We start from the raw sequence: 23,429 nt of genomic DNA, 5'->3' as shown, positions 1-23,429 counted from the left end.
CTCTCCTCATGGTGTCCGCTCCAGAATAAATTTTGTTACCAGATCCGCATACTGTTCCAGCCGCACCATCAGCGCCAGGTGGCCGCCGGTCAGGTCGGTGACCACCGTGGGACTTGGCATCAGGGCGATCAGGTCCTCCCGGCAGGCCGGGGTGAAGGTGGTGTCGTCCTCGGACAAAATCAGCAGCACCCGCCCCTCCCACGGGGCAAAATCATTGCGGGTCATGCCAAAGTAGTGTTCTGCGTCACAGAGAAAGTCAATCATGTGCTGTTCATAGGGCTTGGTGAGCAGTTCCATCATAGCGCCGCACAGTTCCTCCATAGCGGCCTTTTCCTGGGCTGTAAAGCCATCGGTTTTCTTTTTCATCACCGCCCATCTCATCATCCGCTTGATGAGCGGAAACGGCAGGAAGGCAAGCCATTTTTTGAACTTCCGCTGGCTTTCGATTATCTTCATCAGATCCTGATACCCGGCCTTGCTCATGTTGCCGGACAGCGAGCAGGTGTTGGAGAGGACCAGCCCCTCCACCACTTCCGGGTGGCGGGAGGCGATGACCTGGGCCACTACGCCGCCCAGGGACTGTCCCACCAGCCAGACCTTTTCCTTCAGGTGGCGGAGTAGTTCAGCCACGGCATCGGCAAACTCGCCGTTGTCCCCGAACTGGAGCTGATAGTCAAAGGTCAGCACCGAAAAATCCCTGGCGAACCGGGCAAAGTGCTTATAAAACAGGTCGGACAGCCCAATGCCGCCCGTGAGCAGGACCAGCGTGGCTTTGGCCTGGGGATTTTGATAGTAGCGATAGGTAAAGAGTTTCCCGCTGCTGACCGTGAAGGCAGCGGTTGGATAAACCCGGCGAAATTCTGCAAGTGTCATGGAACTCCTCCTTTCAGATCCAGGTGAGCAGATACCCGTTGATTAAAGCAACAGCCAAAAACAGAAGAACTCCCCGCAGGAAAGCGTAAAAGTGTTTGCGGGGGTCCGCATATAATTCCGGACTTTCCTCGGTGCCGGAAAACCGCACCCGTTTTGTGTGCCGCCACCAAAGCAGGTCGATCACCAAAAAATCAAACAGATTCAGCGCCTGTCCTAAAAGCAGAGTGTTCAAAAAGTTGCCTGCAAAATATTCCTGCCGGGTGAGAAGCCCCATCGCAAACAGGAGCGCAGTAAACAAAAGCAGATTTCCAGCGAAGATGGCCGCAGGACCTCGCTGCCGAATATTTCCTGATAGCTCCGGGCGGGCTTTCACAATCTTCTGTACCTCGTCCGAGTAAGTAGAAAAATTACGGATGTTTTTCTCGTCGCTCCCGGTGCCCAGCCAGCAAAAAGCCCAAAACAAGGAACACAGGAGCATACCCTCTGCCAGCAGCATTTGAACCATCTTCCATCTCCCGATTTCTATTTTCCCTGCCGTTCTTTGTCCCAACGGGAACCCTTTTTGCAGATATAAAAGTCACAGCAGTCACCGCCGGCAGCCAGCGTTTTGGTACGGTAGAGCCGCCCACCCATCCAGTCGACGGACATCGTGTCCAGAGCGCATAGATAGGGAACCAGATGAGGAAGGCCCTCCTGTCGGCCCAGGGCACACAGACCGCACTGGTGGTAAAGGATCGTATATTCCTCTGCATCCCGGCCGAAGATGACCTCGGCATTCCACTGAAAGGGGTTCCTATCTGCATCCGCCAAAGATGCAGTCGCTGCTCGCTTATATTGAGCCTTCAATGTAAATGCAGTCTTGGCTTTGCCCCGGAAGGCGGTCACAACCAGAGGAGAACGCATACTGGCACTTACCATGCCCTCAAAGCACTTTTCACTCATTTTTTCTTCTGCCGCCTTATAGATAGACAGCCATAGAATTCCACCAGTCAGGCAGACCCGCAACGGGTTTTCCATCATGGAGCCAATATCCGGGGTACGGGATACCATTTGCCGGTAAATCTGCTTAGAGAGCTGCTTCAACGCAGAAATATCCCATCCCAACTCCTGCCTTGCCAGATACCGAAATGCGGCAGGAACGATGGCAGCCCACATCAGCCTTTCACAATATGTATAGGTCATGACAAACCTCCGTCTTACTTCCGCCCCACCAGCATCCGGGAGTCGCCCAGCATCATCATGCCCGCCCGCCGGCGGGAGCCGAAGACCTCCGTGGCCGTGTCGATGAGGCGCACGTCCTCATAGCCCATGTCCCGCAGCTTTTGGACAAAGGCATCCATGTCCCCGTACATTTTTGGCTTCATGTCATCGTTGAGCGCAAAGACGCCGCCCTTTTTCAGCACCCGCAGGGTCTCCAGCAGCAGCGCCCGTTTATCCGAACCCATGATGTTATGATAGACATAGTTGCTCACCACGGCATCGAAGCTCTCATCCGGGAAGTCCAGCTTGTTGGCGTCCCCCTGCTGGAACCGGCACCGGGAGCCAACACCCTCACTGGCGGCATTTTTCTCGCACATAGCCTGGTTGTAGCCGAAGTCTACGCCCCAATAGTCAATGCCCGTTACTTTTACCTCCGGCCACATCAGGGCCGCCCGGATGGATAATGGCCCGGAGCCGCAGCCTACTTCGAGCAGCTGCCCCTGCCCGTCAAAATCCAGATGGGAAAGGATGACCAGGTGGGTCCGCTCCATCATGCCGCCGCCCCCAAAGGCATACTGCCGCCGTATCCAGGCGCACCACAGGAGCAGCGCCAGCAGAATCACTGCGGCAATCACGAACACCACACCAAGCGCCGTGATATGGAACACCGCAAAGGACAGTACCGCCAGTACCACGGACAACGCCAAAAGGGCGCCTATCACATAGAAAACAGGGTTTGACATCCAGCTCCCGTAATGTTCCCCATGCGTCCCAAGGCGGATTTCTTTTTGCTGAACTTGATTTTGCTTCATTTGAACCATCTCCTTATTATCAAATTTTTTGCAGCAGCAGACACAATCCCGCCTGGGCCGCCGCCATGAGGGGGCACAGCAAGAGCGGCCACTGGAGCAGATGCTCCGGCAGAGCGTATTCCTTCATCCAGGCTTTGAACCCATAGCCTGGGTGCCCTTCGGTTCCTGAGATGATAAAACGGCGTTTTGCTTTTTTCTGTATCAGCCAGAAGTCCAGAAAAAGCAGATCACAGACATTGACGACCATCCACTGGATATATCCCGTCAGGGCCAAACGCCAGAAGCCGGTTGTCCCGCCCTCCACAGTACTGACCGCACCATAAAGGAGGAGGGGCAGCAACTCCCCAAAGCAGATCCAAAGCCAGTAAAAACGATTTTCGGCCTTTGTCGGCGGATCTTTTGCCGCCTTGATGATGGCGGGCGGATAGCAGGGAAACATCAGCCGGGGCCTATACAGCGCCACCGCCGCGGCGAACAGGTTAAAATAGGCCGCCATGGCAATCCCGTCCAGGATGGTGCGTGTCCAATTCACATATATCCCCCTTTCACTTGTAAGTAATCATAAGGTTAGCAGTAACTAACCGATATGTATTCAGTATACCTTATCCCGCGTGAAAAAGCAATGCACCATTGATGCCTTCCTGCGATTTTGCACTATGGAAATGTGGAAAACGGCCGCTCCGCCGATGGAAAACAGATATTCACGTCCCGATGGAAAAGCCGCCGGCTTTCCCACAGCCCGCAAACATCGTTTCCCACAGTTCCGCAAGCATGACCGTTTACGCACATTCCCACAGCGCCTACTACGGCGAATATCCTTCCCGTCCGATCCTGATTGAAAGAGAAAAAAGAGAACAAAAAAAGAAGCGGGAGCGTCACCCTCGGCCTAAACCGAAGGCGGCGCTCCCGCTTTGTTATGGAAAAGTGTTCAAAACAGTCTCTTTGCACCCCTTAAATCGGAGGGTGAGGACTACATGGGAAATCATAAGGGCGGCTCCCGGAAAAGCCGCCACAGGCGATTTTTCAGCCCGTTTTCAACCCCTATTCCCGCACTTTTTTGAGCGTGCGGACTGGTAATGAGGGCAGGAGATAAGAACCGCCCGGAAGCTCTGCTTGCAGGGATGGACACAGCCCTTGCAAATCTTGTTGTACCTGCGGCGGCCGTTCTCCCCGAGGAAGAAGGACCATTCCAGCCGCCACTTCTTGCTCCGGCTCACAGGTCATGCTCCGGGGGCTTCTTCTGCTGGGCCCTGTCCGGGGGCTTGCGCTCGCCGCACTCCCGTTTGGCCTCCGCCAGCCGCTCCCGGATGGAAGGGCGCTTCTCCGGGGCGCCCCTATGCGCTTCGCCCTGGGCCTTCTCCTGCTCCTCACCTTTGCGGCCGTTGTTCAGCACCCCGTCGATCATCCCGTAGTCGTCCTCCAGGGTCATCTCGGCGGTGCGGAGCGGGTTCTCCGGCTCCGCTGGCAGGGCGATGATCTGCCCGTTCAGGCTGATGAACTGCTCCGGCTGCTTGAAGTGCTCCGTGTACTTCTGCACCTGCTCCGGGGTCAGGGAGGTGAAGCTGTCCTCACTCAGCCCCACCACCAGGAAAGTGCCGGCCATGATGTCGTAAATCTCTCCATGCTCATCCCGCAGGCCCCGGTTCAGCTCCAGGCCGATGAGCTTGCCCTCATCGTTGCAGACCAGCCCCACCGGGTCGGAGAAGGGATAGGCGGTGGCAATGTCGCCGCCCACTTCCGCCTGTAACGAATGGAGGCCGGGGTCGATCTCCTTCACATAGGGCTCCTTCATGGACTCCACCACCAGGACGGTCATCTTCTCCGGGGCGGTGTGCTCCTGGGCCTCCTTGCTGCGGATAGCAAAGGCGCGGGAACCGTTGCCCATGATGAGGTACTTCCCATCGTCAGACTGATGGTGGAAGCCGTACCCAGCCGCCTCCATCTGCTCCCGGCTCATATCCGTCACATAGAAGGTCCCCCTGGGGGTCCGTACCGTTTCGCCGGTCTCCCGGTCATCCGGGGAGGGCGCCGGGGTCTGCCCGGACAGCTCCGCCTCATACTCCCGGCCCGCCTGCTCCGCAAAGGCCAGCATCTCGTCCACATGGGACTTGTCCGGGTCCTCCAATGCCGCTTTGATTACAGCCGGATCAAAGTCAAGAAATTCCTCATACCCGGTGGCGTCCTTGAACTTCTCAATCTCCGAAGGCAGGTAGTCCTCCTGGGTCTGCCCCAGGGCGGCCAGCTTCTCATCCAGGGCGGAAATGCGGCCGGCCATCAGGTTTTCATAGATTTCTTCTTTCGCCGCGTGCTCCTCCGGGTGCTCGGCGGCGTACTGCGGGTCGTGCTGACGGAAGAACTCGTCCATATCGTAGGCGATGTCCATCGCCCACTCGGATTTTTCGTCCTCGGTCAGTTCCTCCGCGTCCTGGAAGGTCATCACCCGGTATTCCTCCGGGATACTGCCATGCTCCCCGTCGTAATACTCATGGAAGCTGCTCCCGGTATCCCGCACATACCCCAGGTCGGTAAACTCGCCGCCCTCCTCCAGGGCGACGTCCCGGCCGTAGGCCTCATAGTCGATGTAGTTCCGCAGGTGCTCCGGCACCTGCATGGCGTCCAGCTCCTCGATGTAATACCGGCCCAGGTCGTCGTGGTCGTGGATGTCGGGGTAAATGTCGTAGCAGTCCAGGTTCTCGGTCAGGTTGATGATCTCCTGCAAGCTGCCCGAATGGTCGCCGATCTCCATCGCCGCCTGGAACTGTTCGTACTCGCCCTGGCTCATCTCGTCCAGCTTGGAGGCCAGGTAGTTGAGCTCATCTAGGCTCTCATACTCGCCCAGCTTGTCGTAGAGGCCGTCCACATAGCAGTCATAGTCAGTGATGAACCACTCCTCATAGGGCTGGCCGAAGTCATCCTTCTGCCCAATGCCGATCCGTTCAAACACCTTCTGCATCTCCTCTGGCGTGGTGGGGAACTTCACCCATTCGCCCACCAGGTCGCCCTCGTTGTACTTGCCCAGGTTGGTGATGAAGGCGGCAAAGGGATAATCCTTGTCATATTCATAATGGGGCATATACGCACCTCCTTACAGCTCCGGCTCAGACTTCCCCTTGCGGGGCGCCTGGGCCTTATTTTTGTTCCTGCACTCCTGTTTGCTCTGTTCCAGCCGCTCCCTGATGGAGGGCTTGCGGTCCGCCTGCTTCGCCTGGGGGCGGTCGTGCTGCCATGGGTCATCCGTGGGGAACAGATACCCCCGGCTGGTGAAGCACCCCCGGTCCTCCTCCAGGGCGCGCCGGCCGAAGGGGGCGGGGTCAATGGCGGCCCGGAGGTCGTCCGTCAGGCCGATGGTCAGTTTCTCCTCCAGGTACTCCCAGCCCAGGTCCTCCAGGGTCCGAACATGGGGCTCCAGCACGAAGCAGTCCACATTTTTCTCAAATTCCAGGAACTGCTCCGCCGTGGTCAGCCGATAGGGGGACTCCTGGACAGCAGCCAGAAGGTCCCGGTCCTCCTGGGATAGGGCGGCAACGGCTTTCGCTACCGCCGCCAGCTCCTACCGGCTCATGTTCTGTTCAGCGCCGCCCAGGGAAATATCCGGGATTGCTTTATCTGCCATTCACGCCCTCCTTCCGTTTGGGGAACTCCAATTTGAAGCGGACATACTTCTCGCTGGTATCGTCCAGCACCACCACCGCGTCATAGGCGGCGCCCTTCTTTTCAGACCACATCCCCTTGACGGAGGTGCGACCCTTCTTCAAAAGGTCGGCGACCATCTTCTTTGTCAGCTCCTTCTTGCGGGAGGTCCAGAAGCGGTCGTCCTTCCACAGCACGAAGCGGCAGGAGCGGTCGGAGCAGTAAAAGTTCTTCCTGCCCTCATAGACCGGCTTGCCGCAGCGGGGACAGAGGCCCACGGCCTCCCGCTCCGGGGCAAACAGCTTCTGGCCCTCCTCGGAGATGTGGGAATAGGTTTTCACCAGTTCCCGCGCCATGTCAGAGATCCCCGCCATGAAAGCGGCGGGATCGCCCTCACCCCTGGCGATGGCGGTCAGCTTCTGCTCCCACTCCGCCGTGAGCATGGGAGAGGTCAAAGTATCCGGCAGGACGGTGACCAGGTTGATCCCCGCCTTGGTAGGGATGAGACTTTTCCCTTTGCGCTCCACAAACCCGGCCGCCACCAGCTTCTCCAGGATCGCCGCCCTGGTGGCCGGGGTGCCCAGGCCCTTGCGCTCGGCGTCCTCCGGCATCTCCTCTTTCCCGGCAGTCTCCATCGCCGCCAGGAGGGTGTCCTCCGTGTACGCCTTGGGCGGGGCGGTGAAGTGTTCGGTGACAGCGGCCTCCACCTGGTCAAAAAGTTGACCCTCGGTGAAGTCCGGCAGAGCGGCGGGTTCCGCCTCGCCCTCCGGCTGCTCCTTCAGGGAAGCGCGGAAAATGTGGTCGATCTCACGCCAGCCCTCGGAGAGGATGCGCCGCCCCTTGGCGGTGAAGGTCTGCCCGCCGCAGGTAAAGGTCGCCGTCACCGCCTCGTACACATAGGGCTCCGCAACCGCGCACAGCAGCTCCCGGCACACCAGCAGAAGGATATTGCGCTCACCCACGGGCAGTTCGGACAGGTCCGCCTTCTCCAGCTCCAGCGTGGGGATGATGGCGTGGTGGTCGGACACCTTCTTGTCATTTACCAGCAAGGACACATCCGGGAAGAACTCCCCGCACCCGTCAAAGGGCGGTACCTTGGCCGCCAGGTGGAGGACCACCGAAGCGGTCTCCGCCATGTCGGCGGTCAAAAACCGGCTGTCCGTCCGGGGATAGGTCAGCAGCTTTTTCTCATAGAGGGATTGTGCGTAGTCCAGCGTCTGTTTCGCCGTGTAACCGAACACCCGGTTTGCCTCCCGCTGCAAGGTGGTCAGGTCGTAGAGCCTGGGCGGTGCCTCTTTCTTCTGTTCACGGGTGACGGAAGCGCAGACTGCCTCCGCGCCGGCACAGGCCGCCCTCAGGGCCTCCGCCTCCTCCGGGGCGGCGATCTTCTCCGACACCGCCTCGGCCCCGCCCAGGGTCAGGCGCACATGGTGGTATTTCTCTTTGCGGAACATTGTGATTTTGCTGTCCCGGTCCACCAGCATGGCAAGGGTGGGGGTCTGCACCCGCCCCACATTCAGGGTGCGGTGGTAGAGGACAGAAAAAAGTCTTGTGGCGTTGATCCCAATGAGCCAGTCTGCTTTCTGGCGGCAGAGGGCGGACTGGTACAGCGGGTCATACTCCGCGCCGAGGCGCAGGTCCTGGAAGCCCTCCCGGATCGCCGCGTCCTCCATGGAAGAGATCCACAGACGGGAGAAGGGCTTTTGGCAGCCCGCCATCTCATAGACCAGCCGGAAGATGAGCTCGCCCTCCCGCCCGGCGTCGCAGGCGTTGACCAGCTCGGTGACGTCCTCTCGCTCCATGAGGTGCCTCAAGTTCTGGAAGGCGTCCTCCTTGCCCTTCGCCAGCACATAGCGGAAGGGCTCCGGCAGGATGGGAAGGTCATCATACTTCCACTTCTTATAGCCGGGGTCGTACCCGGCCGCATCCATCGGGGACACCAGATGTCCCACGCACCAGGAAACGATGAGCCCATTTCCCTCAAAACAGCCATCGGCCCTGGATGTGACACCCAGGGCCGACGCGACAGCTTTTGCAACACTCGGTTTCTCACAGATCACCAGCTTCATTTCGTATCCTCCATTTCTTCCTCCGGTTCCGGTTCGTCCTCGTTGATATACTCCTCCTCATCCGCAAAATCATAGTCGTCCGGGTCTGCGCTGACCTTGGACGCCTGCTTGGGACGGATAAACTTGATATAGGCGAAGGCTCCGCCGCCGCCCAGCACCACCAGCGCCAGGGCGCCCATGCCCCCGGACTTCTCCGCCTCCGGCTCCGGTTCGGGTTCCGGCTCCGGCTCCGCGCCGGCGCACTCGGCCATATTCACCGCGCACACCTCGCAGGAGGTGTTCACCGCCCCGGCCTGGCATTTCTCCGTACAGGTGCAGACCGCCGGCGCCTCCTGGGCCTCGCCATCCTCCATCAGTGCCAGGAGGTCCGCCTCGTCCACCTGGTTCAGGAAGTGGACGGTCTGCGCCCCCTCGTTATCCCGGTCGATGATGAGATAGAACACGTTGCCGCCCTTGGTCTCCACCGTGATGAACTGTTTACCGGAGGATGTCCCGCCCAGGTCGTCAATGAGGGACAGGTTCCCATCCGGGGTCAGGGCTGCCCCTCCGCCCCCGGAGAGGCCGGAGGCGAACAGCTCCAGCAGGGCGGAGAGGTCCGTCCCGTCCAGGGAGAGGGAGAAGCTGCCCGTGTCCGTGATGGTCAGGTAGTCGGAATGAACATAGCCCTCCCGCTCCGGCAGAAGCACCTTGACCCATTCGCCCTCGGTGCCGATGACTTCTACCTGCGCCCCATCGGGAAGCTGGGTGAAGGCGTCGTTATCCAGCCCAGCGCCGGTGCGGACATTCAGGTTGCCGCCGCAGGTGGTCACGGTGCCGGTCTGCTGGGTTTCCCATTTCTCCGTGTCAGGGGTGAACAGGATACCGTCCTCGGTGACAGTCACAGTCCCCAGGCCGCCCAGCAGCTCGCTGATCTGGTCCAGGGCGTCCCCTTCATCCTCTGTGTTATTGTCCGCGCTATCATCGCCGGCGGGATCTTCCTCATCAGTGATAGTGACCTCCGGGGCCTCGGCGTCCTCCGCAGGGTCCGCCTCCGTCCCGGCAGTTTCGGTGTAGTAGGGTTCGCCCTCCCCACCGCCGGCGAAAGCGGGGACAGCAAAGGCCGTGGCACAGAGCGCCACGGCCAGGGCCGCCGTAAACAGGCGGATGATCTTCTTATTCTTCATACTCGGTATCCTCCATCTCATTCTCGCCGGGGTCCGCCGCGGCCTCCGCCTCCATCATGCCCTCCGGCAGGGTGATGAGGCCGCTGGCGTAGGCCTTCAGGAAGGCCGTCAGTTCCCGGTTGTCCATCTTCACCGCCTTGACCATGCGGACGATCTCCAGGTTCTCCTCCTCGGTGAGCTGGGCCTCCAGGGCGCGGAGGCGCTTCTGCTGCTCGGAGATCTTCTCCTTGGTCTTTTCAATGTCACGGCGGATCTTCTCAACAGTTGCCATGTGTGCAAAACTCCTTTCCATATCGTTCTTTCCATGAATAGTTACGGCCCAGGCCCTGGACCGTTTTCAAATTGGGGCGGGCGTTGTCCTCCAGGGCGATGGCCCTTCGGAACAGGTCCGGGTGGTGGTCCCGCAGGTGGATGATCTCCTCCGCCCTCATGCTGGGGCAGAAGAAGCAGGAGGATTTGCCCGGCTGGGGCAGACCCGCATTTTCAATGGCCTGCATACACGCTGCCCGGTCCCATCCCCATTCCATCAGGGGATACCACTTGCTGTATTTTCGGTCGGCCAGGTCTCCCAGCAGCACCTTGTCGCTGCGGTAGCCCTCGCCTGCGTCGTAGCCGATGAACTTGACCACCCGTTTGCCCGCCGCCCACACCTTCTGACACGGCGGATAATGGTTGCAGAACTTTTCCTGCGGCCCGATCTTGTGTTTCAGGGAACACCGTTTGAAGCCGTAGGCGATGGACGGTAGGCTGCAACTTTGCAGACATTCATCCTCCAACGTCAGCCGTTTCCCGTCACGGGTGGTCTTATACACTCTGGTAATGGGCGGCATCCCGTGGTCCTTCAGCCAGTCATCCATCACCTCCAGATAGGCGTAGGTGTGGGGATGCTCTGCCCCCGTATCCGCAAAGAGGATCAGGTCCACCGGGATGCGGTGCTGGTGCAGGCCGATCAAAAGGGCGGTGCTGTTGACACCGCCCCCGTAGGAAACCATATTGATGTGTGTTTCACCTCCCGTTCCATTCTTTTTCATATCGGTATTTCATTTGTGCGGGATACAGAGGTTCAGAAGGGCGGCGTTTTCCGGTCCACATCCTGCCTCCGGCCAGGCCGGCGCATTTCCAGCCCGCCGCCCGGAGGCTCACGCCATTCTCCGTATCCAAAATGTAAGTGATGATTTTTCGGTATCCCATGGTCCTGGCTGCCCGCGCCGCCGCGCCGTAGAGGAAACTGCAAGCATTTTGCGTCCCATCCGTACACAGCCGGTTTACTTCGAGGGTCAGCCCGTCATCCAAATACCGGCTGACAGGCCGCCCCACGATAGCGACGCCCACAAGCTGTCCATTCACCATACAGCCCAGGGAAAACTTGTGCCCCCGCACCGGCTTATGGTGGCGGTGGTGCTCTGCGACAAAAGCGTTGGCCTCGGCCAGGGATACCGGACATAAAGATAGCATGGAACACCTCCCATCAGTTGTACGGCGGCCGGCCGTAGGCATAGAAATGGGATTGCCAGTAGCTGGTGTTCAAATTGGTGTAGGAAATTGGATCTCCACAGTGCAGCATCATATTGTCACCCACATAAATGCCCACATGGGAAACACCTGGGGTGTCGTAGGTCCCCACGAAAAACACCAGGTCGCCCGGCTGGGGGTCGGAGACCGGCGTGGAGATGTTATAGAGCCCCTGGGCGCCCAGCCGCCCGGTGTTGCACAGGCCGGTATTGGTCAGCACATAGCTGACGAAGCCGGAACAGTCAAAGGAGGTCTCCGGGCTGCTCCCGCCCCAGACATAAGGGTATCCCAGGTATTTCTCCGCCTCGGTGATGAGGGTGGCGAACCGCTCATCCGTCAGGTACTCGGCGGGAATGTCCCAGGCCGTGGGCGGGTTCTCAATGTACTTGCCCACATACCCGGAGGACGGGAACAGGTCCGGTCGGTTGCCCAGGGTGGACATATACACGGCGTACATGGAGAGCTGGTCCTCGCCCATGATATAGACCGGCACATGGGAGAGGTCGAAATTCTCCAGCGTGACGGTGCAGATGTACCAGGTGTAGGGAACCTCTACCTCGTACTCGTTGCCCTCGCTGTCCGTCCTCGTTTCTGTCCGATACCGTGTTTCAGTGGTCACGGTCTCGGTGAGGATGTACTGCTTGTCAAAGAGCATTTCCAGATCCCCTTGCACCTCGTCCAGGGTGAACACCCCCTCGTGAAGCGCCGACAGGATGGACAGCAGCACATAGGGGTCATGCTCGATCTCGTCCAGGTCAAAGTGGTACTCGTCGTAGTCGTGGGTGGCCTCGTAGGTGTTCAGATATTCTTGCAGCTCCGCCTCCATCTCGCAGTAGGCGGCCTCGGCCCCGGTCAGGTCCGCGTCCTCCGAAAGATAGGAGGAGGCCACCAGGCCGGAAGTCCCGCCCCCGAACATGGAGGTGCAGGACTGCATCAGCCCCATGATGAGCATGAGGATCAAGCCAATCCCGCCCACAATGAGGAGGGTGTGTTTGTTCTTGGTGACGAAGCCGCCCAGCTTCTGGGCGATGGTCCCGCCGCCCTTCTTCGCTGCGGAGGCGGCGGTCTGGGACGCCTTGCCCGCGGCCTGGGCTGCGCCGGTTCCTGCCCGGTGGGCGGCGGCGTACTGTTTTTGCAGCCGTTTCTTCTGCCACAGGCGGGAGATGGGGTTACTGGACGCAAGCTGGGGATTTTCCATGACGGACTTCCGCCAGTAGAAATCGGCATTGGATTTCACCGTTGCCTGCTCCGCCTGTTTCACATCCCGCCAGGGTTTCAGTTTCCGGTCCGTGCGTGCCTGATGGATACGCCGGCCGCCATAGCCCACGGCCTTCTCGATCTGCCGCTCCCCCAGGTGGCCGGCCTGGACGCCGGAATTTTCACCCTCCACCTTGCTCACTTCGCTGTGGAGGGTGGACTTCACCTCCTGCACCGGCCGGGATAAGGGGTTGCCATGCTCCTTACCGGGAGGCTTCACGGGGACGGCGGCCTTTGCCGCGTCCAGCTTATCCGCCGCCTTGTCCGACTTGCGGACAGCTTTTTTTAGCTCCGGCGCCGCCCGGTCTGCCTCCGAAAACTGCAAACGGGAGGAAGGGCGGTCCCTGGCCGCCTCACCCTCCCGGAAGGTGTCGCGCCGCTTGCGCCGCGCTTTTTTCGCCTGGCGCCGTTCCACATGGCCCTCCACCTCGTCCACCGCCCGGCTCAATGTCCCCGCCGTTTCATCAGCAGAGGAATAGTCCTGTTCCTGGGGGCGGTCCGAAATGTGGGTGGCCTCGCCGGTCACCAGGTTCACCGAAATGGCCCCGTCACGGGTCATCTTCTGGGCCTCCTTCTCGGAGGCTTTCCATTCCTGCATTTATCCGTCACCTCCTCCATAGGGGCAGATGCTGGCGCACGCCCCGGTCTCAATCGCCGCGATATAGTGAAAAATGGGATAGGCCTGGGACGGGCAGACTGCGTTGCCCAGGGTTTTCAGGCGCAGGGCCCGGTCCTTCGTGTCATCAGTTATGCGGGGGACATCTGCGGGTTCCTCTCGCCAGAGGATACGACCGTCCATCCTTTCGGGAAGCCCATGAGCCATTCCACCCAATCCGGGTTCAGTGCCGCCTTCTCCGACAGGGGCTGCTCCTGGTGGATCACCTGGGCCGACAGGTTGCTGGACGGGGACTTGCCCTGGAAGGCCGTGGGTTTCAGGGTGGAGCGGTAGCCCTCCGACGCCGCCGGCGTCAGGTAGAACACCGCCGCCGAAAGGCTCAGGCTCCAGATCGTCCCGTCCCTGTTCCGCTTGCGGAAGATCCCATTGTCCGACAGGTACACATCCAGGTTTGCCGCGTCCCTGCAGGTGGATTTGTCGGAGGCAAGGGGCGTGGGAAACATCAGCCGCGACGATAAAAGTTCGCTGGCGCTCATGCCACGCGCCGACGCCGCAAGCCGGAAATACGAATGGGAGAACAGCGTATCCCGCTTTTGCCAGGTCAAAAATCGTTTTGTCGAGCCCCATATTGATGAAGCCAGCAACATTTTCCCCAAGCACCCAACGGGGCCGCAGCTCGGTAATAACTCTGCACATTTCCGGCCACAGGTAGCGTTCATCCGCAAAGCCCTTCCGCTTTCCCGCGGTGGAGAAGGGCTGGCAGGGGAAGCCGCCGGAGATGATGGTGACTGTTTCAAGTCCTGTTTTCTCAAAAAACGCCTCCTTCGTGAATGTGGTGATGTCCCGGAACTTCGGCACGTCCGGCCAGTGCCGCTCCAGGACGGAATAGGGGTAGTCCGCCCATTCACACTGGCAGACGGTCTCGAACCCGGCCGCCTCCGCCGCCAGGTCCAGACCGCCGATGCCGGAGAACAGGCTGACATGGGTCAGTCGCTCCATACCTCGTCCCCTTCAAGGTCTCCCTCGTCCTGGGGCTCCTCCACATCCTCCAGGCGGACCAGGTTATGGCGGCGAATGATGGACTCCTCCAGGACGTCCTGGGCGGCGTTGCTGTCCTCCGGGAGGCCCAGGCTGCGGAAGAGCTTTTTCAGCACCTTCTCATAGCCGCCGGCCTTTTTCTTCAGGCGGAGGAAGTCCTTCTCCGTCTCCGCCTCCGACAGGCGGCGGGCCAGCGAATAGTAGAGGACGATCAGGTTGTGGATGTCGCCCACCAGCATACGGAAGCCATAGCCGGGGATGATGTACTCATCCTTATACTTCTTGGGCTTCGGCTCCTCCACGGGCACCGGGGTGGCCTCCGCCAGCTCCTTTGCCATAAGGTCCTTCAGGTCCTTGGGATCGCCGAACACCAGGTAGCGGCCGGGGATACCCCAGCCCTGGAACTTCTCCTCGGCGATCTCACCGTACCGCTTCGCCGTGTCCAGCACATGGAACACATCCTCCTCGTCCTTGATCCGGCCCGCCAGGAAGGCAAGCTGATGGAGAAGGCCATACAGATGGACCTCATCGTTGATGTGGTTCAGATAGGTCTTGCCCTCGATAATGTAAATCTTGTTTTTCATAGTCACGCCTCGCTTTCACAAAAATCAAACTCCATGCACATCTGCCCGCCGCAGAGCATCATCCGCAGGAGGTCCTTCCTCTGGGGCGTGATAAGGGTCTGCTGGCGGAAATGCCCGTACTTCCAGAAGTCCTTCACCTGGAACAGCCCCTTATTGGAGGGCTTGGCGTAGGGCAGAAGGTATCCGGCCGGGCAGCGGTAGAGGAAGCCCTCCTCCATCAGGAAGCGGCAGAAGTCGCGCTCGCCCACGCCCAGCTCCTTGGCTGTGGCCCGGATATTGGTGCAGTTGCCGGGGCGCACAAAGGCGTCGTAAAAATCCGCTTTCGGCCGCAGCCGTTCCACCTCCCCGGTAAGGCGGCGGTTCTTCTCATGCTCCGCCAGGAGCTGGTCCGCAAAGGAGAGAAGGATCTCCGGGTGCCTGGCCGCCTCCTCCAGCAGGGAGGGCGTCATGTAGCCCCCGGTCCTGCGGATCGTGGGAAGCACCTCATCGAACACCCATTTCTCAAACCGCTCCGCGCCGGGCAGCCGGCTATGAACGATCAGGCGGTAGACGTCGCCCTCCGGGAGGAAGGTCATTGTCTGGTCACCGCTTGCGGTGGGGATGGAACGTTTCGTTCCACCCCTCGCATGGTCACGGACAGCCTTTCGGGGATTGCTGTACCCCAGGGCCTTTGCCACATCCGAACCGCAGAACAGGTATTTCCCGTCCTCCTCGATCACGCGGATACTGCCAAATTCACTGTTTCTGATTATCTCCATGTTCATATTCACGCCTCCGTTTCCGCCGCGTGCTCCACCTCGCTGGGCTTGGTGGTAAGCAGCTTATAAAGCTCCGTGTCCTTTGGGAAGTCGTCCGCAAAGGGCAGGATCACATTGTTGAAGAACAGCAGCCCATGGCCCGGCTCGGAATTGGTCACATAGGCAAGCTGTTCCGCCGAAATGCCCAGCCGCTCCGCCAAAATCTTGCGGTCGCCGGCGGCCTGGTTGAGCATATAGATGAAATCGCTGTTTTCCAGGATGTTCTCGATCTCCGGGGAGGAGAGTAAGTCCTTGGGGTTTTGGGTGGCCCCGGTGGGCACCCCGCCCCATTTTCTAAACCGTTTCCAGATCTCCGCCGAATAGGCCGCCGTCTGCTCCTCCTTCAGCAGGAGGTGGAACTCGTCCACGAAATACCAGGTGGAGCGCCCAATGGCCCGGTTGATGGTGACGGTGTTCCACACCGCATCCTGGACAATGAGCATCCCCGGCTTTTTCAGGTTTTTGCCCAGACCCTTGATGTCAAAGCAGACCAGCCGGTTGCGGATGTCCACGGTAGTGCGGTGATTAAAGAAGTTCAGCGAACCGTTCACATACAGATCCAGCGCCTGGGCCACCCGGTCGGCCTCCGGGATGCCCTGCGCCAGCAGCGCCTCCATCAGGTCGCCCAGGATGGGCATATTCTCCGGCCGGGGGTCGGCAAAGTAGGGCTGGTAGATCTTCTGCACCGCCCGGTCGATGACGGTTTTCTCGATGGCTTCCAGCCCGGTCTTGCTGCCCATGATGAGCTCGCAGAAGGACAGGACAAAATCACTTTTCAGTGCCAGGGGGTTCTCCTCGTCCGAGTAGTTCAGGTTGATGTCCAGGGGGTTCACATAGTCGGTGCTGGACGGGGACAGCCGGATCACCTGCCCGCCCAGCCGCTTCACCAGGGGCGAATATTCGTCCTCCGGGTCGCAGATGATGACATTATCTTTGGTGGTCAGGATGATGAAAGTGATCTCCCGCTTGCAGCTCATGGACTTGCCGCTGCCCGGCGTGCCGAACACCAGCCCGTTGGGGCTTCTGGACTGTTTGCGGTCCAGAAGGATCATGTTGTTACTCAAAGCGTTGAGGCCGTAGTACATGGCGTCCCCGCCCATAAACAGCTCCTGGGTGACGAAGGGGACGAACACCGCCAGCGCCGAAGTGGTGAGGCTCCGCTCGATTTTGATACGGTTGAGCCCCAGGGGAAGGCTGCTCATCAGTCCGTCCTCCTGCTGGAAGTCCAGCCGGGTGAGGAGGCAGTTGTAGGTCTGCGCCACGCTGGCCGCCTGGGACACGGCAATCTCCAGCTTCTGCTTGGTCTCCGCCATGTGCATGACCAGGAAGGTCAGATTGAACATTCGCTCATTCCTGCTTTGCAGGTCCTGGAGGATGGTCTTTGCCGCGCCGCCGTAGGTGGCAAGGTCGCTGGGGAGGATGTCCATGTCGTAGCCGCTTCGTACCGCCCGCTTCTGCTCCGCAATCTTCATGGCGTCCAGGTCGGTGATCTTCCGCTTGACCATCTTGATGGCCTCGTTCTGGTTGATGCCCCGGATGTGCATGGTCACCAGGATATTGCCCTCGGTCTCCATGAACTCCGCCAGGATGCGGTCGTGGATCTCCGGGGCGGTGATCTGCAAAAAGCTCACCGCGCCGTACATCTCCCCAATGCGGAAGGTGCGGGTCTCCCCGAAGTGGAAGGAGGACGGGGCGATGAAGTCCTTGACCGAAAGGCCGCTGGGCGCCAGCCAGTCCCAATCGAAGGCGAACTTCCCGCCCTCCGGACGGCGGCCGTCTGCCGGGTGGAGGATGCCGTGAAGCAGCTCCAGCCGCTCCTTCCCGTCCAGCACATGGGCGGCGGCCCCCATGACCTTGAAGCGGTTGAGGGTGTCGGTCTCAATACGGGCAAACCGAGCCCGCGCCGCCGCCAGGTTCTCCGCCTCGATGGTCAGGGTGACATACTTGGTTTTCACATAGCCGTTGCTGCCCCGCTCATACTGGAAACGGAGTATCCCGGCTGCGTCCTCCCGGATGGGGTCAAGGTCATCGCCCTGGGGACGGATGCCGAACAGATCCTCCTCCGGTCCATGCTCCACATACCGGCTGCTAAGTGTCATTTGCACCCCAATGGTGGGGTCATAGCCGTTATAGAAGTCGCAGAGGCTTTCAAAGATGCTCCGCTGATCCTCCGGTCCCGCCAGGCGGTAATTCACATCCTCATAGGCGATGGTCTTGGAGAAGGCTCCGCCATCCAGCCGGCACAGGCCATCGGGGAACATATTGCGGAAGGGGATGCTGTCCTGCACCGTATGGGCTTTCCCGTCCCCCTTGGCCTGCCGGACCACCGCCTCGATCTGCTTACGCTCGGCGCGGGTCAGCTTGCGCCTTGCCCCTGCCGGTTTTGCGGGTCTTGCCGTTTTTGCCTGCAATCGTTCTCACCTCCTGTTCCAATTCGTACTGCCGCGCCAGGGCGGAGTACAGGTTGTTGGTCTGGTAGATCCGCGTCTTTGGGCGGATAAATTTATTCTCAATGAGGTGTCCCAGGAACACCTCCAGGGGCTGCCCGTTCTTCTCATACATGGCGAACAGGAAGAAGGGCAGCATCACCAGGATCATGCACAGGGCCGCCGTGGTGGTGCCCAGCGCCTCCTTGGTCAAAAAGAAAAGCGGCACGCCGATAATTGCTGCCGCCCCGAAACATATCACCTGCCGTTTGGTCAGCCCGAACAGGACTTTGCTCTGTACCTTGCTCAGGTCCTTCGGGATCGTTACATAGGCCAATAAAATCAGCTCCTTTCCGCAAGCTGGATGTCGCTTGCTACTTCATTTCCCCATACATCCCAGCCGGGGGTCGCCTGCCGGGCGAACAGCTCGATCCGGGGGACGTCCCCCATCAGGGCCTCAATCCGGCGCCGCGCCTCATCCGGCTTTTTGCTGTGCTCCGCGATGTGGGAGAGGATGACCTGCTTGACGTCCCTGGCCGCCCGTTTCGGGTGCCCGCGGGTCGCCAGCAGACAGATTTCCGCATTGGCGCGGGTCCAGTATCCCATCCCGGTGAAGATGTTGTCCGATTTGCGGCACTGCTTCACCCACACGAAGGCCACCGTTTTGAAGGTGAAGCCCCAGGCGTCCATAACGCCCCAGCCCTCACGGAGCATGGGGAAGGTGATCCAGAGGAACAGGGCGCAGTCCCTGGCCGCAAGCCGGGATACGGGCAGTGCCTTGATGGCCTCTATACTCATGGTGGGATAATGGCTTTCCGCGCTCCGGCCTGCGCCCTTTTTGCTCCATACCTTGTAGGACCAGGGCGGGTCCGCGTAAATGACATTGTATTTCTTCTCCATACCGGCCTCCCTCTAATGCGCTCCAAATAGGGACTTTGCAAGGCTGCCGGTCTTAAAGAGGGTGAAGCACAGGAGCACCGTGTACCCCATGCACCCCCAGATAGCACCGGAAATGTTGTCACCGCTCAGGGAGATTCCCTCCACCAGCACCGCGTAGATGCCCACGCAGATCATAATGAGGAACGCTTGGAAGCCCAGGGCCAGCAGGGAGCGGAGATAGTTCTGCCCCGTGTTGCCCCACTCCCGGTTCACCATCGTGGCAAAGGGGATGGGTCCTATCGAGGTCACCAAATACACCTCTATCATCCTTCCGTAGATCACCAGGAAGATGCAGATGGAGAGGATCTGCGTACACAGCCCCACAAAGATGCTCTGGAACCACAGCCCCAGCAGGGCGCCGATGCTCCAGTCCGCGAGCTGGGTCTCCAGGTCGGCGGTCACGCCGGATATGTCGATGCCCGCGTCCGAGATGATGACGCCGGCGCTCTGGCTGACCACATTCTGCGCCACATCGAACACCGCCATGACGATGTTCCAGGTGTTGGTGACGATGAGCACCGCGCAGAAGGTCTTGAAGATCCACTTGAAGAAAATCCAGGTGTCGAAATCGTGGAGATTGTTCTTTTCTACGATGAGCTGGATGAGCTCATAGCACATGACAAAGGTGAGGACGATGCCGGCGATGGGAACGATCACGGTCTCCGAGAGGCTGCGGACCATGTTGAAAATGCCGCTGTTCCACGCGGAGGGCGTCATGCCCACCTCCCCGGCGATCTCGCCCACCTTGGTATTCAGGGTATCAAACATCCCGGTCAGGTTTGAAATGATACCGTCGATGAGCAGTTCCTGGAACCACTCCTGTATCGCGTCAAAGATCAACGGGGATCACCTCCTTTCCGGGAGGCCCCGTGTGCCGGGGCCTCCCGTGGGGTCTGCTGGCGGACATCAGGCGGAGAGCAGGCCGGACAGCAGGGGGATCAGGGTCAGGCCGATCAGGGCAACGCCGCCGCCCGCCATGAGCTGTTTTATCCCCAAATAGGTGTAGGAAAACGGCTCGATGGCGGGCGGCGGTGTGTCAAGAAATATCTATGGAGTTTTTAAGAACCGCCCCGGCGGGGGCAGGTCAGGCCGTGACCTGCTCCACCTCCGGGATGGGTTTGAGATTGAAATGAATTTCGATAGAAATGTGTCTTGTCTTTTCGCTGTCTATGCTCTCATGGACAACGATTTCTTTAATCAGGCGGTTAAGGGTGGCGGCGTCCAGTTCCGTGATGTCGGCGTATTCCTGAATGGCTTCCACCCATTGGCGGGCGTCACACGCAAGCCGGATTTCATCGGCCAGCTTCTTCCGGCCTTCCTCAACCTTTGCTTTCAACTCGGCCTGTTCTGCCTGCGTCTTTTCCATCAGCAGATTGAAGTTTGCTTCGCTGATACGCCCGGCAACCATGTCCTCATACAGCCGCAGCACCATCTTTTCCAGAACGTCAATCCGTTCCTCGTCTTTGGTAAGGGAACGCTCCAACGCTTCCCGCTGGCCTTTCTGCTCGGCTTCGCAGGTGTCGGTCAGCTTCCCGGCAACGGCTTCCCCGTCCATCAGGGCGGCTCTGGCGCACTCCCGGATTTTGTTCAGCACAAGGCTGTAAAGGGTGTCGTACTCAACCCGGTGCTGGGTACAGTGCTGCTTGCCGTAGGCGTTGTAGGTCTTACAGGAATAAATCTGCTTCGGGTGCTTGTCGTTGGTGTAGCGGATCGTCAGCGACTTCCCGCACTCGCCGCACTTGATAAGCCCCGCAAACAGGCTGATTTCCCCGGTCTGGCGGGGGCGCTGCCGGGATTTCAGCTTGCGCTGCACGATGTCAAAGGTCTTGCGGTCAACAAGCGGCTCATGCTGGTTCTCCACCACAATCCAGTCCTCCGGCTTCTTTTCCCCGATGGTGCCGATTTTGAAGCGGTATTCCTTCTTCTGGGAAGCGATAGCGCCGGTGTAGACGGGGTTCATCAGGATGTCCTTAATCACGGAGAAGTCCCACATATACCGCCCGTTGACCGGGTCTTTCTTTTCCCACTTGGTTGACACGTTCCGAAAGCCCCGCACCCGGTTCCAGTAGGTCGGGCATGGAATTTTTTCTTCTTCCAGCCTGCGCCGGATGTAGTTGGGGCCGTGTCCTTCCAGCGCCCACGCAAACAGACGCCGGACAATGGGGGCCGTTTCCTCATCAATCAGCAGATGGTTTTTGTCCTCCGGGTCTTTCCGGTAGCCGAAGGGGGCAAGGCAGCCGGTAAACTGGCCTTTCTGCGCTTTCAGCAGATAAGAGGAATGAACCTTCTTGGAAATGTCCTTGCTGTACATCTCGTTGAGGATGTTCTTGAACGGCGCAATGTCGTTGTTGTCCCGCATGGTGTCGATACCGTCATTCATGGCGATATACCGCACGCCGTTGCGGGGGAAGAAATCTTCAATCAGGAAGCCGGTCTGCAAGTAATTCCTACCCAGTCTGGACAGGTCTTTCGTGACCACAAGGTTTATCTGCCTGCGCTCGATGGCTTTCAACATTCGTTTCAGGTCGGGGCGCTCCATGTTCAGCCCCGTGTAGCCATCGTCCTGATAGACTGCAACAACCTCCCATCCCTGCTTCTCGCAGTAGGTTTCCAGCATAGCCCGCTGGTTTGCGATACTGGCGCTCTCCCCGTCAAGGTCATCGTCCTTGGAAAGCCTGCAATAGATAGCCGCCCGGAAGCTGCCTGCCAGTATTGCGTCTACGCCTGTATATTCAAATCCGTTCATCATAACCGTTACCCGCACAATCCAGACGGAACACGGTCACTCTGAACCTTGTCTTTATTATATCCTAAATCTTGCTTTTTCGCAAGATATTCTTTATCATTTCTCTGGCTGTATTTCTGTGCAATCAGGCTCACGAAAACGTCCGTAGCGTCCAGTTCGCCGTCAAATACCGTTGTGACATGGATTTCAGTTTTGCTTTTTGCCATAGGCAGTTACCTCCATAAATGAAATAAGCCAGACAGGAGAGGGTCGGCAACGAAGTCCGGCAACGGGCTTCAAAAAACCTCGAAAACAATCTCTGTCTGGCGGTTGGGTTATTTATTACTTTTTCTTTTATTTTTCTGTTGCTTTGGTTGTCAGAGGGGAGAAAAGCCCGCAGTTACGGGCTTTTTCCCGGCAACCGGCTCGGCAACGGGATAGCAACGGGGTCGGCAACCGGCTGTCATTTCCCCGGATTTTTCAGAAGGGAAGCTCCATCTGCTCTGTGACTTCCACAAATCCGTCCGGCGTTTTTTCACGCCCGTTGTCAGCGCCCGTTGCCGGGGTTTCCCGTTCCCAGCCCTTTTGTCTGCCGTATCCTTCAAATATCCGGGGATTGGAGAAATACTTCCATCCCGTGATACCGTGGTTCATAATGTCGTTGACTTCTCGGATTTCCCATTGTTTCGGCTCGTCAAAGGGGTGGTTTAAGGCTTCCTTGAAAAGCTGCTTGGAGCATACGGCGCTGCCGGTGTAGCGGTCAAGGTATGCCTGTATCATCCCGGCCTTGGTGTCCTCCGGCATAAAATCCCGCTGGTGTTCTTTGAGATACTGTATCATTTCGGGGGTAAAAGACAGCTTAAAATCGCCGCTTTTGTAGGTTGTCATGGCTTCCGCCCATACCTGTTCGATATAGGCTCTGGAAGCGGCTTCATCGTCCAAAATGTGTACCTCGGCCCGTTCGGGGTAGACCATGATCGGCAGGAAGCGCCGGTTCCCGGAACGGTCAAGGGGCAGGAAGTCCAGGGCGTTGGAAGTCCCGCCGAACACGCACTGGCGCAGCCTGTCCTCCGGGTGGGTTTCGTAGGGGATTTTATAGACCTCCTTCTGGCGGCTTAAAAACGACTTAATTTCCTCTATGCTCTTGGCGTTGGCGGTGGCAATCATCTCCGACATTTCAATAATCCAGTGGCCTTGTAGCTTGCGGTACACGTTATCATCATCTAGCTTCCGCAAATCATCGGAAAACCACTCGTCTTTTACCGCCAGCAGCCGGAAGAAGGTGGACTTCCCGGCTCCCTGACCGCCCACCAGACAAAGCATGACCTCAAATTTACAGCCGGGGCAAAACGCCCGGTGGATGGCTCCCAGCAGGAACAGCCGCAGCGATTGGAAGGTGTAGTTGTCCGTGTCGGTTCCCAGAAAGTGTCGCAGGCAATAGCGGACACGCTCTTTCCCGTCCCAGACAAGGCCGTTCAGGTAGTCCCGGATGGGATGGTAGCTGTTGGCGTCTGCCGCAAGGTCGGCGGCGTCCGCTATCTTTTTCTCGCTTGTCAGGCCGTAGGTCTTTTCCAGATACAGGCGGATATATTTCATATCCGTGTCGGTCATGGCCTTGCTGCCGGTTCTGCGTTTCCTGCCGATGGGCTTTAGAAGGTCAATGCGCTCGGTCAGGAGATTTTTCGCCACCGCCCCGGAAAGTTCGGGGTCATACTGGAATACCGTCAGGCAGTTGTGAATACTGTTGCGGACGCCGCCTTTCTCGGTGCCCTCCAGCATGGCTTTCAC

22 protein-coding genes and 3 pseudogenes are annotated in these 23,429 nt (G+C 59.0%); all 25 read right to left on the bottom strand.

Features of this window, described 5'->3' with window-relative positions; genetic code table 11:
* Positions 1-6: 6 nt before the first annotated feature.
* Complete coding sequence (locus tag B5F35_RS12715; protein WP_087238580.1) at positions 7-873, bottom strand: alpha/beta fold hydrolase; 867 nt, start codon at positions 871-873, stop codon at positions 7-9.
* 13 nt (positions 874-886) lie between these two features.
* Entirely contained in the window at positions 887-1,378 is a 492-nt protein-coding gene (locus B5F35_RS12710; protein ID WP_206424048.1) for an ABC transporter permease, read from the bottom strand.
* A 17-nt stretch (positions 1,379-1,395) separates the two neighbouring features.
* Positions 1,396-2,055, bottom strand: a complete 660-nt coding sequence (locus B5F35_RS12705; protein WP_206424047.1) for an L-2-amino-thiazoline-4-carboxylic acid hydrolase — start codon at positions 2,053-2,055, stop codon at positions 1,396-1,398.
* Positions 2,056-2,069: 14 nt separating this feature from the next.
* Positions 2,070-2,885, bottom strand: a complete 816-nt coding sequence (locus B5F35_RS12700) for a class I SAM-dependent methyltransferase (protein WP_087241517.1) — start codon at positions 2,883-2,885, stop codon at positions 2,070-2,072.
* 19 nt (positions 2,886-2,904) lie between these two features.
* Positions 2,905-3,417 carry a hypothetical protein gene (locus tag B5F35_RS12695; RefSeq protein WP_087241515.1) on the bottom strand — a complete coding sequence of 171 codons (513 nt, stop codon included), beginning with the start codon at positions 3,415-3,417 and terminating at the stop codon, positions 2,905-2,907.
* A 681-nt stretch (positions 3,418-4,098) separates the two neighbouring features.
* Complete coding sequence (locus tag B5F35_RS12685; RefSeq protein ID WP_087241511.1) at positions 4,099-5,958, bottom strand: antirestriction protein ArdA; 1,860 nt, start codon at positions 5,956-5,958, stop codon at positions 4,099-4,101.
* A gap of 12 nt (positions 5,959-5,970) precedes the next feature.
* Positions 5,971-6,297: a hypothetical protein gene (locus tag B5F35_RS19260; protein ID WP_242969516.1), complete on the bottom strand. Its 327-nt coding sequence runs from the start codon at positions 6,295-6,297 to the stop codon at positions 5,971-5,973.
* Between the two features lie 190 nt (positions 6,298-6,487).
* Positions 6,488-8,584, bottom strand: coding sequence for a type IA DNA topoisomerase (locus B5F35_RS12675; protein WP_087241507.1), 2,097 nt, complete (start codon positions 8,582-8,584; stop codon positions 6,488-6,490).
* A pseudogene (locus tag B5F35_RS19665) lies at positions 8,581-9,120 on the bottom strand (CD1107 family mobile element protein); the annotation flags it as partial. The pseudogene B5F35_RS19665 and the gene B5F35_RS12675, both read right to left, overlap by 4 nt.
* A 114-nt stretch (positions 9,121-9,234) precedes the next feature.
* Positions 9,235-9,747 (bottom strand): annotated as a pseudogene (locus B5F35_RS19660) (SH3 domain-containing protein); the annotation flags it as partial.
* On the bottom strand, positions 9,737-10,018 hold the full coding sequence (locus B5F35_RS12665) for a DUF4315 family protein (protein ID WP_071430338.1): 282 nt from the start codon (positions 10,016-10,018) through the stop codon (positions 9,737-9,739). The pseudogene B5F35_RS19660 and the gene B5F35_RS12665, both read right to left, overlap by 11 nt.
* Positions 10,005-10,778: a phosphoadenosine phosphosulfate reductase gene (locus tag B5F35_RS12660; RefSeq protein WP_442856475.1), complete on the bottom strand. Its 774-nt coding sequence runs from the start codon at positions 10,776-10,778 to the stop codon at positions 10,005-10,007. Before B5F35_RS12660 ends, B5F35_RS12665 begins: the two co-directional genes overlap by 14 nt.
* Positions 10,753-11,202, bottom strand: a complete 450-nt coding sequence (locus B5F35_RS12655; protein ID WP_087241503.1) for an XF1762 family protein — start codon at positions 11,200-11,202, stop codon at positions 10,753-10,755. Before B5F35_RS12655 ends, B5F35_RS12660 begins: the two co-directional genes overlap by 26 nt.
* Positions 11,203-11,215: 13 nt before the next feature.
* Entirely contained in the window at positions 11,216-13,114 is a 1,899-nt protein-coding gene (locus B5F35_RS12650) for a C40 family peptidase (RefSeq protein ID WP_087241501.1), read from the bottom strand.
* Positions 13,115-14,131, bottom strand: a complete 1,017-nt coding sequence (gene dcm / locus B5F35_RS12645) for a DNA cytosine methyltransferase (RefSeq protein WP_087241499.1) — start codon at positions 14,129-14,131, stop codon at positions 13,115-13,117.
* Entirely contained in the window at positions 14,119-14,754 is a 636-nt protein-coding gene (locus B5F35_RS12640) for a hypothetical protein (protein ID WP_087241497.1), read from the bottom strand. The genes dcm and B5F35_RS12640 overlap by 13 nt, the downstream gene beginning before the upstream one ends.
* A 2-nt stretch (positions 14,755-14,756) precedes the next feature.
* A complete protein-coding gene (locus B5F35_RS12635; protein ID WP_442856474.1) occupies positions 14,757-15,512 on the bottom strand; it encodes a BRO family protein in 756 nt (251 codons plus the stop codon).
* Between the two features lie 8 nt (positions 15,513-15,520).
* Positions 15,521-17,962, bottom strand: a complete 2,442-nt coding sequence (locus B5F35_RS12630) for a VirB4-like conjugal transfer ATPase, CD1110 family (protein ID WP_087241492.1) — start codon at positions 17,960-17,962, stop codon at positions 15,521-15,523.
* Positions 17,892-18,314, bottom strand: coding sequence for a PrgI family protein (locus tag B5F35_RS12625; RefSeq protein ID WP_087241490.1), 423 nt, complete (start codon positions 18,312-18,314; stop codon positions 17,892-17,894). The genes B5F35_RS12630 and B5F35_RS12625 overlap by 71 nt, the downstream gene beginning before the upstream one ends.
* A 5-nt stretch (positions 18,315-18,319) precedes the next feature.
* Complete coding sequence (locus tag B5F35_RS12620) at positions 18,320-18,877, bottom strand: MT-A70 family methyltransferase (protein WP_087241488.1); 558 nt, start codon at positions 18,875-18,877, stop codon at positions 18,320-18,322.
* Positions 18,878-18,889: 12 nt separating this feature from the next.
* Positions 18,890-19,756: a VirB6/TrbL-like conjugal transfer protein, CD1112 family gene (locus B5F35_RS12615; RefSeq protein WP_087241486.1), complete on the bottom strand. Its 867-nt coding sequence runs from the start codon at positions 19,754-19,756 to the stop codon at positions 18,890-18,892.
* A 66-nt stretch (positions 19,757-19,822) separates the two neighbouring features.
* Positions 19,823-19,909: pseudogene (locus B5F35_RS12610) on the bottom strand (Maff2 family mobile element protein); the annotation flags it as partial.
* A gap of 91 nt (positions 19,910-20,000) precedes the next feature.
* A complete protein-coding gene (locus B5F35_RS12605; protein ID WP_087241484.1) occupies positions 20,001-21,665 on the bottom strand; it encodes a recombinase family protein in 1,665 nt (554 codons plus the stop codon).
* A 5-nt stretch (positions 21,666-21,670) separates the two neighbouring features.
* Positions 21,671-21,868, bottom strand: coding sequence for a hypothetical protein (locus B5F35_RS12600; RefSeq protein ID WP_087241482.1), 198 nt, complete (start codon positions 21,866-21,868; stop codon positions 21,671-21,673).
* Positions 21,869-22,121: 253 nt separating this feature from the next.
* Positions 22,122-23,420, bottom strand: a complete 1,299-nt coding sequence (locus B5F35_RS12595) for a virulence-associated E family protein (protein WP_087241479.1) — start codon at positions 23,418-23,420, stop codon at positions 22,122-22,124.
* Between the last annotated feature and the right edge of the window lie 9 nt (positions 23,421-23,429).

The organism is Anaeromassilibacillus sp. An200, assembly GCF_002160025.1.
Classification (GTDB): Bacteria; Bacillota; Clostridia; order Oscillospirales; family Acutalibacteraceae; genus Caccousia; species Caccousia stercoris.
This window is presented reverse-complemented; position numbering and strand designations above follow the sequence as displayed.